General features: G+C 43.1%; 12 protein-coding genes. 6 read left to right on the top strand and 6 right to left on the bottom strand.

Annotated features, from left to right (window positions below):
• Nucleotides 1-58 precede the first annotated feature (58 nt).
• Nucleotides 59-805, top strand: a complete 747-nt coding sequence (locus tag GSF13_RS03130; RefSeq protein WP_211865109.1) for an alpha/beta hydrolase — start codon at nt 59-61, stop codon at nt 803-805.
• 78 nt (nt 806-883) lie between these two features.
• On the opposite strand, the gene GSF13_RS03135 is transcribed toward GSF13_RS03130, so the two are convergent.
• Nucleotides 884-1366 carry a hypothetical protein gene (locus GSF13_RS03135; RefSeq protein ID WP_211865111.1) on the bottom strand — a complete coding sequence of 161 codons (483 nt, stop codon included), beginning with the start codon at nt 1364-1366 and terminating at the stop codon, nt 884-886.
• A gap of 119 nt (nt 1367-1485) precedes the next feature.
• Nucleotides 1486-4251: a methyl-accepting chemotaxis protein gene (locus tag GSF13_RS03140; protein ID WP_174169507.1), complete on the bottom strand. Its 2766-nt coding sequence runs from the start codon at nt 4249-4251 to the stop codon at nt 1486-1488.
• Between the two features lie 229 nt (nt 4252-4480).
• Between GSF13_RS03140 and GSF13_RS03145 the strand changes: the two genes are divergently transcribed.
• From GSF13_RS03145 to GSF13_RS03160, 4 genes are all read left to right on the top strand, one after another.
• Complete coding sequence (locus tag GSF13_RS03145) at nt 4481-5593, top strand: histidine kinase (RefSeq protein WP_211865113.1); 1113 nt, start codon at nt 4481-4483, stop codon at nt 5591-5593.
• The gene (locus GSF13_RS03150) at nt 5586-6212 is read left to right on the top strand and encodes a response regulator transcription factor (RefSeq protein ID WP_010603713.1); all 627 of its coding nucleotides are present in this window, start codon (nt 5586-5588) and stop codon (nt 6210-6212) included. Before GSF13_RS03145 ends, GSF13_RS03150 begins: the two co-directional genes overlap by 8 nt.
• Before the next feature lie 39 nt (nt 6213-6251).
• Nucleotides 6252-7157 (top strand): histone deacetylase, encoded by a 906-nt coding sequence (locus tag GSF13_RS03155; RefSeq protein ID WP_174169508.1) that lies wholly within the window; start codon nt 6252-6254, stop codon nt 7155-7157.
• 235 nt (nt 7158-7392) lie between these two features.
• The gene (locus GSF13_RS03160; RefSeq protein WP_174169509.1) at nt 7393-7977 is read left to right on the top strand and encodes a hypothetical protein; all 585 of its coding nucleotides are present in this window, start codon (nt 7393-7395) and stop codon (nt 7975-7977) included.
• A 51-nt stretch (nt 7978-8028) separates the two neighbouring features.
• On the opposite strand, the gene GSF13_RS03165 is transcribed toward GSF13_RS03160, so the two are convergent.
• Nucleotides 8029-8766, bottom strand: a complete 738-nt coding sequence (locus tag GSF13_RS03165; RefSeq protein WP_211200921.1) for a transporter substrate-binding domain-containing protein — start codon at nt 8764-8766, stop codon at nt 8029-8031.
• Nucleotides 8767-8843: 77 nt separating this feature from the next.
• Between GSF13_RS03165 and GSF13_RS03170 the strand changes: the two genes are divergently transcribed.
• Nucleotides 8844-9722 carry a tetratricopeptide repeat protein gene (locus GSF13_RS03170; RefSeq protein ID WP_102058410.1) on the top strand — a complete coding sequence of 293 codons (879 nt, stop codon included), beginning with the start codon at nt 8844-8846 and terminating at the stop codon, nt 9720-9722.
• Here GSF13_RS03170 and GSF13_RS03175 read toward each other — a convergent pair.
• From GSF13_RS03175 to GSF13_RS03185, 3 genes are all read right to left on the bottom strand, one after another.
• Nucleotides 9700-10602 carry a hypothetical protein gene (locus tag GSF13_RS03175; protein WP_211865115.1) on the bottom strand — a complete coding sequence of 301 codons (903 nt, stop codon included), beginning with the start codon at nt 10600-10602 and terminating at the stop codon, nt 9700-9702. The genes GSF13_RS03170 and GSF13_RS03175 overlap by 23 nt on opposite strands.
• Nucleotides 10603-10606: 4 nt before the next feature.
• A complete protein-coding gene (locus tag GSF13_RS03180) occupies nt 10607-11347 on the bottom strand; it encodes a ferredoxin--NADP reductase (RefSeq protein ID WP_174169511.1) in 741 nt (246 codons plus the stop codon).
• Nucleotides 11348-11416: 69 nt separating this feature from the next.
• Nucleotides 11417-12382 carry a hypothetical protein gene (locus GSF13_RS03185; protein WP_010603720.1) on the bottom strand — a complete coding sequence of 322 codons (966 nt, stop codon included), beginning with the start codon at nt 12380-12382 and terminating at the stop codon, nt 11417-11419.
• Nucleotides 12383-12565: the final 183 nt, after the last annotated feature.

Below are 12565 nucleotides of genomic sequence, written 5' to 3' on the forward strand. Positions count from 1 at the left end.
TCCAACCAGTTGTGGCGCTTTTGGCTTTTGCCGAGCGCCACTATTTTTTAGGATAAATATGTTACGCCCACTTTTATTATTATTATGTCTGCCATTCGTTTTGGCCGCTGAAACCGTAATTGATCCAGCTCGTGATAGAGCAATTCCAGTAGAAACTCATTTGCCAACCGACACCAACCCCTGTTCAAAAGCGGCACCTTGTCCTGTTGCACTGCTAAGCGCCGGCTATGGTGTCTCACATACTGACTATCAATTTTTGGTCAAGACGCTAAACCGAGCTGGATATTTGGTTATTACTGTAGGCCATGAGCTTGCAACTGATCCTCCTCTTTCCGTCGAGGGGAACTTATACGAAACACGCGCAGAAAACTGGCAACGAGGCGCTGATACGCTGGTGTTTATTCACGATTACTTTAAGCCAAAGTTCACCACCTTTGATTTTGAGCATATCCTCTTAATTGGCCATTCTAATGGCGGCGACATTTCAGCATGGTTAATCAATCACGGGGCTAAATTTGTAAACCAAATCATTACGCTAGATCATCGCAGAGTGCCATTACCGAGAAGCCTTGATGTAAAGGTATTGTCGATACGAGCAAGTGACTTTCCAGCGGACAAAGGGGTGTTGCCAAGTCGTACTGAAAAGCACAAATATCAGGATTGTGTTGTCACGATAGCGAGCGCAAAACACAATGACATGACTGACGAAGGTCCGAGCTGGCTAACCGACAAAATAGCACAAATTTTGGCTGATCATTTGGCTGGTATACCTTGCTTAGAGAATGAAAAAGCAAATGACCAATAGTCTAGTCGCGAAATGCAGAAAGGGAAGCGGGTAAATCTCACACCCCTTTCTGTTTATATGTTCTGCTTGAGCTGAGCTTTATTTAATTTCAGCCACAGGCATTGATAGCGGTTTTACACACATAAAATATGCCCAAGCAATCAATATGATTTGCAGTGGTGCTCTAATTAGCAAATAAACAGGTCCCCACTGATGTCCTCCCAGGCCAACGCTGTTGAGCGCGGCATACACATTTGCGGGAAAAAACAGCATAAAAATGGCAATTGCCGCTTTTGCTGCAGGTAATTGGTATTTTGGTATAAATAACAGAATCGCTACTACGAGTTCGATGACACCAGTGAAGTACACCAAAGGAAGCCTATACGGCACCCTACTAGGTAACATTTCTACCATCTCTTGTGCTTTTACGATATGGCCAATAAAAAAGAACATAAATGCGATACCGAGACCCCAACAGGCAAGCGTTGTGATCTCTACCTGTACGTCTCTTATCTTTGAATAGATAACACCGAACAATAACGGGCCGCAAAGTAACAGTATAATGATGATTGGTGTAACCATGGTTTATGCCTTATCCCTTAACATTGTTAGCGGCTAAAAAGCCATCTAATTACGCCAATCATGTCACGTGATGTTCCTAAAAACAATAAAGGTCAGCAGGCCCTAGATTTTGCTGACCTTTAGCTCACCACTTTCATCAACTCCGCTTTAGTCTTGCCGATATCAAACTGCTCAACCATCTCTCGCAATTCATTGGCTTTACTCAACAATGACAGCCCCGATGCATTCGTCATCTCTACCAAGGTATTGTTTTGCTGCGTAATACCGTCAATTTGTTTAATCGCTAGATTAATTTGCTCAATACCACTCGATTGCGTATTGCAAGCCTCAGCGATCGTTTGCACTTGCGATGCAAGCCCATATACACTTTCCACAATGGTTTTTAGCGTTTCACCGGATTCTGAAGCCAGCTTAGACCCTTGCTTCACTTTGACGTTACTGCTTCCCAACAGCTCAGAGATATCCTTTGAGGCACTTGCACTACGCAGCGCTAAATTTCTTACTTCTGAGGCAACGACCGCAAAACCTTTTCCTTTTTCTCCCGCTCGTGCAGCTTCAACAGAGGCGTTCAGTGCTAATAAGTTAGTTTGAAATGCAATGGAATCAATAACCTCAATGACTGTGAGTATTTCTTTGGCACTCTTACTAATCTCGGTCATTGCCTCAATCGTTGACTCAACAACCTTTCCACCTTGCTGTGCTTGCTGGTTAACTTCTATAGCCAACTGATTAGCAGATTGCGCATTATTGGCGTTTGAGTGCACGGTTTCGGTGATTTCACCGACTGATACTCGTGTTTCTTCAATAGATGCGGCTTGAGAAGAGGACCGCTCACTTAACTCTTCAATACCTGTGGTGATCTGCTGTACCGAGACAGTGATGGATTCCGCCATGGCCAGCAGCTTTTGCATCATATTGGCTAAGTTGCCAACGCTGGTATTCACAGATTGTTTCAACAGCGCAAAATCACCTGCATAGCTTTTTTCAACTTGGCGAGTTAAATTGCCTTGAGATAGCCCATCCATCACATTCATGCACTCCTTAAGCGGCGCTTCTATCGAGTCCAGCGTTTCATTCATGGCTGTGATTATACTGGCGTATGCGCCGTGGTGTTTACTGGCATCAGCTCTATGTTGTAAGTCTCCCTCACTGGCCGCTTCAGCAAGCTTTTCGGCATCGGTTAGCATCAATTTTATCGCACCAACACAAGCGAAGAGGCTTTGATAGATGCTATCAAATTCTCCTTTATAACCATCATTCGTGAAGGCGGGTAACTCTCCTTTTGCGATACTTTCTAGATATCCGCTTGTAAGTGCAACGGGTTTAGAGACCGCGTCAAGTGTTTCATTAACACCACGAATGATTTTTCGAAATTCACCTTGGTGTTTAGCCTCATCCGCCCGAGTAGAAAGCCTCCCCTCTCCTGCGGCGGCAACTAAACTGTAAGTATCTTCAATAAGTAACGAAAGCGAAGACGTGGCACGTTGTAAGGCCATATGTATTTGCGCAAATTCGCCCTTAAACTCACCGTTAATCTGCTCAGGAATTTCTCCTTTTGAAAGCGAAGTAAGATATTGTTTTGTTTGACTAATAGGTTGCTCAACAGCATCAAGTAGTTTGTTAAGTCCGCTGGCTATTAATTTCATGGAGCCAACGTATCCCTCAAGGTTTAGACGTTCACTTAGTTTGCCATCGGAAGCTGATTTAATGAGCTGTTCAACCTGTTGCTCCGCACGCCTTGTCTGACTTAAATCCTTAAATTCAAATACCGTACCTAACACCCTACCATTTTGATCGGAGACCGGGTTGGCGGTTGCCGCAATGATTATGTCACCTACGCACCACTCCCACTCTAACTGGCGTACTAATTGACCCGAGGCTTGGTGTAGTGCTTTAGAGCTGTGAAGTAAAGCTTCGGGAATTGGATGATTAACAATTTCAGTAGGCACGCTTAGCGCAGTGCGGTAACGATCAAACAAAGACTCACATTGTGCGTTTACGTAGATCACTTGATTACTGTCATCACATAAAAGCACGGGCGCTGCCACGTTATTTAGCGCATAACGGATCCGTAAGTTTTCTTTTGCTTGTAGCTCTAGCTTTTGGGTCGCATCAAGTAAGCTAGTTTGCATTTGCCGTAGATTTGTCAGTAAGTTACCTATTTCATCGTCACTGTGTACAACGACTTTGTTGTCTAATCGACCACTCGCAATTGCCTTTGCCACATCAGATGCACGGCGGATTGGACGAGTGATTAAATGCTGCATATACCAAGTCAGTAATCCTAAAGTCACAAGCGCAACAACGATGAGTCCTAGGGTACTAAAAAAGATAAGTTGGTTTTTTGTTGCGACAATTTCACTCGTTCTCGTGTCTACTAACGCGTTAATTTGCTCATTAATTTCAAGTAGGTACACACTTGCTTGGCGGTCTATTCCACTCACTGAAGCATCAGCAAGGTTAATATCAAAGCCTGAACTTTTGAATAGATCCACCGCTTCACGATATTTTTGTCCTAAGGTGAGGTGCTCTTTTTGATATTCACGCAACTTATTTTCTAGGGTAGGTGGTAACGTATAGGCTGAAACAATTGAACTGAGTTGTTTTTGTACCTCAGCTTCTTTGGTTTCAAATCTTGACCAATATTTATTTAGCTGGGCAGGATCTCTTCCTCTAATGAGTACATTTTTCCACTCTTGTACTTGGGTTTTGAAATCATCGAGCACTATGTTTATTTGCTCGCGAGCAGCCAATTCATTGTCTATCATGCTGTCATACTGTTCCGCGACGCGTTTCATCACCAAAACAGTAACCATCGCCCCGATGAGCATTACCACTAAACCCGCAGTTACCGCAGAAATAAGTTTTGCCTTAACACTTTTCATTCTGAGTATCCCTAATTATGAAAAGATTGTTACATAAAGATAGAACAGGAATAGTGGTGCCACAAATCAATGCAGTATCAAGGGTGAAAAACCGTTATTGCACTTTGATTTACAATGTAAAACTTATGACATTCGTCATCATCACAGAGTCACAAATATCTGCTAGGATAGGTTCGCAAGAGAATAAAGGAATAATACCTGCAGAGCAGGTTTTTAGCGGAGTAAGTAGATGTCGGCGTTTTTTCGCTATCCGACGGCTTGGTTGGTAACAACCATTTTCACTTGGTTAGCCGTTGCAATACCAAGTTTGATTTATGCTCAGCAAAAAGCACAATGGCTGCCTTGGGTACAGCATACCGGTGTTTTGATCCTCGTACTTTTATGTATCAATGAATCCGAAAAATACTATGGCTACAAGGTTAGGTATTCAATGCTGTTTGTATTGGCACTTTTGATCCAGTCAATTAACCTTACCTCCCCGGCCGCAATTCATCTCATTTACAACGTAAAACTCGTTGGGATCCTTGCTTTTTATGTTCCTTTAAGTTTTGCGCTTGGGTATATCCTAGTTACCTCCTGCTTATATGTTGCGTCGCAATACTTTTTTTGGGGACATGGTTTTGAATATCTCAACGCTGTGTTATTTGCTTGTTTTCAGTTATTTGCGTACGTGGTGTGTAAAAGAATGCAAAAAGAACAAGAGGCCAAAGAAGCGCTACAACTCGCCCACAGTCAGCTATCTGCAACGCAGTCTCTGTTGAGCCAAAGTATTGCTAAACAAGAGCGGCTTCAATTAGCACGAGAGTTACATGACGACGTTGGACATCAAATAACCAGTCTGATTGTAAATTTAGATGTCGCAAGACGAACTGCAGCGGCACCATTGACCGAGCTATTAGATAGCTGCTATTTGCAAGCTAAAGACACCCTAAAATGTATTCGCGATTTAGTCAGCGACAAGCGTAGCAACGAGCATATCGATCTCCATGATGCTTTGCTGAGGCTTACTGAATCTATCCCTCGTCTTAACATTGAACTCGACTATGAACATCACCCATTACTCGAGAAACTAAGTTATGCCAATTGCATTCTAAAATGCTGCCAAGAGGCCATCACTAATACCTTGAAGCACGCCAAGGCGGATAAAATGCAAGTACGAGTGTATTGTCAACAAGGATTAAAAGTACAAATAAGCGATAACGGCATTACCTTAAATAGTATTCGATTTGGAAATGGTCTGGCTGGTATGCAGGAGCGGATCCAAGAACTCGGCGGCAGTCTTGATGTGTCAACTCATCAAGGCGTAACATTAACTATCCATTTTGGGACGACAAATGGCTAAAATATCAGTTTACCTAGTCGATGATCAGGCGCTTGTGCGCCAAGGTATGCAAGCACTCCTTTCGCTGAGTGGTGACATTATTTGTTCTGGAAGCTGTGGCAGCGGCAGTGAGTTCATTCAACAGGTTCAATCAAACCAAATTACAGCTGACATTGTGCTTTTAGATATGCGAATGCCTGAGCTAGATGGTGTTGATGTGCTCACCGAGCTTTTGCCTTTGGCTATAAACTTTAAAGTCATTATCCTCACTACCTTCAACGATACTGCAAAGCTAAAATTAGCCCTAGAACTTGGTGCTAAAGGCTGCCTTCTTAAGGACGTGGACTTAGAAGAGTTAATTGATGCCGTTCGACAAGTCCATCAAGGTGAACTCATCATCCAAGACGAGCTTGCTGAGACCCTACTAAAACCTGACCCCACTTTAGATAAGCTCACCACACGAGAAAAGGATATTTTAAAACTAATCGCGAAAGGATATTCCAATAAGGAAATCGCCAATACGTTATATAAAGCGGAAGGTACCATCCGTAACTCGGTTTCTTGCTTGCTCGCAAAACTGCAAGTACGAGACAGAACGCAAGCAACATTAAAAGCTAAAGCGCTCGGCTTCGGAGATTGATATTGCTACACTGCCATATCGCCATTTTTGGAGCCGTTTTTGAACAACCCAAATTTACCACTAGTTTATCACGCTAATTACTCATTCAATTTTGATCCAAAACACCGCTTCGTGATGAGTAAATTTGCGCGTCTATACCAAGAAGTAGATGCATTAAGGCTCATTCATAACAATGTTTATAGCCCAGAGCCCGGCAACCCATCGCCACTTGAAAGCGTGCACTGCGAGCAATATATTTGGGACTTATGGCGTAATCAACTCGACGCTAAAATGATGCGCCGTATAGGTCTACCTTGGTCAGAGCAGCTTATGGCACGTACTTTTACTGCGCCTCTTGGAACGCTAAAAACTGCAGAGCTTGCGCTTCAACACGGTATTGCATGCCATTTAGCCGGTGGCACGCACCACGCACATTATGATTTTGGCTCTGGTTTTTGCATGGTAAACGATCTCGCCTTTACGACCACACATCTGCTCGACAATAATCAGATCACCAATGCCTTAATCTTTGACTTGGATGTTCATCAAGGTGACGGCACCGCTGCCATGTTGAAGCACAACCCGTATGTTTATACCTGCTCAATCCACTGTGAGAAAAACTTCCCATTCCGTAAACATGCTAGCGATTTAGATATTGGCTTAGAAATAGGGATCAGTGACACACACTACCTCGAAATTGTTGCACATACGCTTGAGTCATTATTGATTGACCTAAATCCAGATATCGTGCTGTACGACGCTGGTGTCGATGTATGGCAAGGTGATAACTTAGGTAAATTAGATATCTCATGGCTTGGCATTGCGAAACGAGATGCACTGGTGCTGACGTTATGTCAAAAGCATGGTGTCCCTGTCGCAACCGTGATTGGTGGCGGATACGATAAAGATCACCAAAGATTAGCAAAGCGCCACGCGATTGTGGTGCAGCAAGCTGCAAAACTTTAAAAAATGATGATCTTTTTATTTTGCTCATTCGTTTATCATTATGAAGGGTTTGATTGGTGTAACACCTTTAGTTAATTTCCCCTTCACCATGGCACTGATTAGGCGCACCGTGTGGTGCGCTTTTCTCTTTACTCTCCTAAAAAACACTTTCACAAATATTTAAAAAACATTTAGTTTACATGAACGGTTCACTCTGTTAACGTACCCACTTCGCTAACTAAAACAAGGAATTAGTATGAAAACCAAACTTGCGATTATCGCTTCATTATTCGCGGCGAACTCAGCGTACGCTACTGTGGAGTTGTATTCAGGTGCAAATAACTGTGCTTTAGACAGTAAACTGGAGGCTGCTGCTTTCACTAAACATGCAAATGCGGTTGGTAACTTAGAAGCGTTAACACAAAAACACAGCGAACAAGCGGGTGCCACGGGAAATGGCTACTTTATTTTCAATCCTGCCTACTTAAGAACAGAGCGTTACTTCAACTGTAGTGTGCCGCTAAATGCTAATATAGGCCAATTTACGCTAACCGTTCATGGAACAACTAAAGGACTAACTGGTACTAATGCCTTTTGTTTGGTTTCAAAAATTCGTAAAGTGAGCGACGGCGGTATCGATAAATGGTTCAAGTTTAGAGAGACAGGTAAAGGTTTCTATTGGACTGATATATCTGATCCAAACGTAACAGAAGAGCAATTTGTTAGCCATACCACCACTTTAGACAATAACTACGAAAGTGGCGCTGTTTTGGACCTCAAGTGCAGAACAACGTGGGATAAAGGCAGCGTGGCAGTTGGTCAAATTGAGCTTAGCTACTAATATTGATTAGTACCCTATCACTATGGGCAACCTTTCCCTGAGGATTGCCCATTATGGCCCAACAAACTCTTGATTGTGCTTCGCCAGCGCACGCCTAATTCTCTCTATTAACATAGGTTCTGTATCCTTGCTAAATGCCATACAGCCACGCTGTTGTGTAGCTTTGGTTACTTCTATCAGAGGTACAACCTCATCATAATTGAGCCCGGCCGCCTTAAGTTCTTCACTCATGATATATTCCGTTGACATTACAAGATCTATCCGCCCTTTGAAAAAGAGTTTGTAAAAGCTTTTTGAATCTGCGGCAACAACCAAGTGCTCTCCCTGAGCGAAGCCATGTTGGATTAAGAAATCATAATAAAGATTTCCCTTCACAACTGCGGACGTGTACTGCTTGGCATCTTCCAATGAAGCAACTTGAATATCTTTACGCGTTTTCAGTTTGAAGAAATACACGCCTACAGGGCGGATCAAAGGGCATGCCCATTCGTAGTCAGCTTCACGCTCGGCAGTACGATAAATCGAATAAATCATTGTGTTTGGTCGCTCTTTGGCAATTTTCATCGCCCGTACCCAAGGGTAAACTTTTATCTCGTAGTCAACCTCGGCTTCTGCAAGCACCTCCCTCACCTTTTTTGTTGCTCTCCCAACAACCTCGCCTTTGTCATTGGTGAAGTTGTATGGCTTCCACTCTTCGGTCACCACCAGTAGCTCTTTTGCAGAGGCACTTAAACTCGTTAAAGAGAGTATAATCAGGCTATAAATCGCTAATTTTATTATATAAGCCAATATTTCTTCTCCGCTTTTTGCAATTCTACCTTAACTCATGCACCATATTAAAAATATAAAGTTTCTAGAACATCAATATGAAAAGCATAGTACTATTTATCCTACTCGTCGCTTGCAGTTTTACTAGCATGGCGAATGAACAAACAACGTCAAAAAAGCCGACAGAAAACCAACAACAACAGGCTTTGTCGCAATTACAAGAGCCCATGTATAGGCCCTTAATTGAGCGTTATATTCTTGATGAATTAAGAGCTGTCAGAGAAGATCAAATGCGCTTAAGAGCTGATATTGAAAAGAAAATCAGTCACTCTCAGCTAGATACTGCAGATCGCGCGATTACCTACACCACAGATACCATCAACAATGTGCTCTTTTTGATCACAGCGGCCGCGTCCATCTTAGTGGTTGTTGGTTGGACTTCTTTTAGAGATATTAAGAGTAAAGTAGAAGATATCGTTAGCCTGCGCGTTGGCACGATCACCGATGAATATGAAAAGCGCCTTCAGGTTATTGAAGAAAAATTACGCGAACGCTCTGAAGAAATCCTCAATAACCAGAAGAAAATCTCTATTACGAATGAAGTACACTCTCTGTGGATGCGGGCAAATCTTGAGAGTGACATGAACTCTAAAATTGAGATCTACGATGAGATCCTAAATCGCAAACCTGAAGATGTAGAGGCAATTGCCTACAAAGCTGATGCTTTATTAGAGCTTGGTCAAACCAACACGGCAATTGCTTTGTGTAATCAAGCGCTAGAAATAGACAGTGACTATGGTTATGCCTATTGGCAACGAGCATGTGCTTACTCGATGCTTTACAAGCACGCAGATGCGATGGCCGACATCCGTATGGCTTTGGAATATGCGCCTAACTTAAAGAACGAGCTGCAACACGAGCCAGCGTTTGCGAGTCTTGCAGACAACCAAAGCTTTAACGAGCTGGTGAATAGTTAAGTTGTTTTAGCAGCTCGACTTGTAATTGAGAAATCGCGTCGAGCTGCTTTTTAGAGATAATCAACGGATTTTCAATTTGATGGATGGCGGCACCTTGTAAATTAAAGTGCTTTTTCAGCTCAGTCATCATCGTACTGTCGTAAAAAAGGGCAGCCAAAGAGCCATCTTCAAGCACTTTTGTTAAACCATACTCTAGGCGTTTATAAAGTTTAATATCTTCTTTGCGGACATAGAAGTACACCATTGAAGGATAGAGCAACAGGTTCTTTTCGCCATAAGTCACTTGCTTGTTATCGAACGCCTTGAGCTCAGGTACTACTTCAATGACACCTCGTGGAAAGATCTTACCGGCACTCTTTGCGAGCACTCGATAACTTGCCAAGCCATCAACATATTTTTCTACCGTAAAACCTGCCTTTTCAAAAATATGAACATCAGGCCAATCCTGCCCTAAAACAACGTTGAACTTTTGTAGCTCTGATAACGATAAATGCACATTAAGCTTGCCGCTGTCAGCCACATTCATAGCCAGTACTCTTATACCAAAGCTGCCAAACGCTATGGGAATGGCCACAGGCTTTGCCTGAGTGTCTCTAGCGGCTGTTGAAACCGTCCAAAACACATCGACATTGTGCTTTAGCAATTCCTTAAATTGTCGTGATTGATTAATTGGTAAATCAATCGGCTCTATCCAATACTCGCCATAACGTTCGCGTGACTTATCCAATGCTAACCGCAAGACTGACAAAAAATATTGGTTCTGCGGCGTGCCATTTTCTTCTGCTGCGTCCACGACCCTAATGACCTTAGGCTCTGCAGACACAGTGTTCGCGGTTACCAGCAGCAACAAGCACAAGAGATAAATAACACGAACGTGCATAGATTCACCAATATTGCTCAACGGTGATCTGTCCAGGTTTGGCTCGCCTGTGGCGTTCATATCCCATACTCTGCAACTGAGCACTTAATTGTTTCACCATTTCGGGGTTACCACAGAGCATAAAATGGCTACTATCAGGAAACTGCTTATAGCCTAGGTGAGTTAATAATTGCTTATTTTCTATCAGTTCGGTGACACGGCCCTGACAACCGAGCTCTGGTTTTTGCCGTGTGACGAGCGGCACATAAGTAAAGCCGTCTCTTTGTTGTTGCAACTGCTCAAGCTCTTCACGGTAACACAAATCTGCATTTAGGCGTACACCATGAATAAGGATCACCCGCTTAACCTTCTGCCATACTTCACCTTCTCTGAGCATAGACAAAAATGGGCCAACCGCTGTACCTGTGCTTATCATCCAAAGCGTATCGCAAGGTGGTAGCTCATCTAGTGTAAAAAAACCGTTTGCATGGTAAGTTACATCGAGCTCATCACCGACTTGTAGCTGATGTAAAGGCACAGAAAGGTTTCCGTCGGGTACTTCGACTAACAATACTTCATGAATTGGTTCTGACGGCGGGTTTACAAAAGAATATGCTCGCGCGATGCGCTTTTCCCCTTGTTGCAAACTCAATTTAGTATATTGACCAGCCTTAAACGGTGCGATATCCGCTTCAAATTTGATACTAAATAATGTGGGCGTCCAATGTGTGATTTCGACGATTTCTCCTTTTACCCATTGCGACATTATTTCTCCAAAACTCACAAGCCGTATTTATTTAACGATAACATAACCATGGCAAAAAAATTGGCTTTGTCAAAGTTTCGGGCACCAGTGTTTTCCCAATTCAACAGGAAGCGGATCTCTGACGATGACCTGTGAAGTGACTTTCGGCAGCGACAGATTAAACTTGTCGATATGCGCATTCACCATGGACGCATATCCTGCATTCGCAGCGCCTAGCGAATAGGCTTTCATTGTTGTCGACACGGTTAAGGCTTGTTTGTTTTGCTCTAGCTGTTGTACCAGCTCCCTTAACCAACCAAGGTAAAGCTGATTATCTTCTATTAGGGCAGGTTCCGCTGCAATATTAGCAAGCGCTTTGCGATAGCTGGAGAAGTCTGAGTTAAGTACGTATATCCCAAGACTATTGATTGATACCTGCTTCACAGCTCTATAGTTTTCATCTTCTGCGTAATGGATCGCCGCATCAACAAAGTAGCTCAGCGCCTCATCGGTTTCGCCCATTGCAAATGTTGCATTGCCAAGCGCAGTTAACAGCCCTGCTTGCATAAAGCTTGGTAACATTTCTCTATCCACGCTTTTTAAGAGATTGTAGCCAATCGCGGGTTGTTCAAGGCGCGTGTACGCAATCGCGATGTTCACTTTAAGTGCAGACTTATGCTGGAAGCTGGCTGGAGCGTTCATTGCACATCGATAATGCCAGATAGCTTGTTCATTCTGGTTACGGCGACGATAGCCAACACCAATATTAGTCAGAATCTTCGCCCTGTCTTCGTCCGCCAAAGTCTTAAAGGGTGGTGCTTTAAGCGTATCTAGCGCTTTAATAAAAATGGCATTATTAAATGTACTGGCACTCGCTCTAATCGCAAGATAATGAAGTTGATATAAATCTTGAACTGGAAGATCCTCCCGAGCAATCGCGTTTTGGTATACCTTAAGCGCTTCATCTGGCGCGTTTTTAACCAGAGATTCAAATGCATCTAAGTCAACTTCGGCATTCGCCATCAACGCAAAAAAGCCCAGAGCAAGAATCGTCATCACCTAACACCAATACCTTATCATTAGAAAACTCTACCACCTTTGTGTACTTTAAACTAGTCGAGGGAATTTTGGATGGACCAAGATCAAAAAAAAAGCCGCTTCAAGCGGCTTTTTTGGGTGTGATTCGCGTTGTTTTAGGCGTGTCTCCAAAACTCTGCGATTACGTTACCAAGGAACTTT

The sequence above is a fragment of the Pseudoalteromonas sp. M8 genome, from assembly GCF_018141365.1.
Taxonomy (GTDB): Bacteria; Pseudomonadota; Gammaproteobacteria; order Enterobacterales; family Alteromonadaceae; genus Pseudoalteromonas.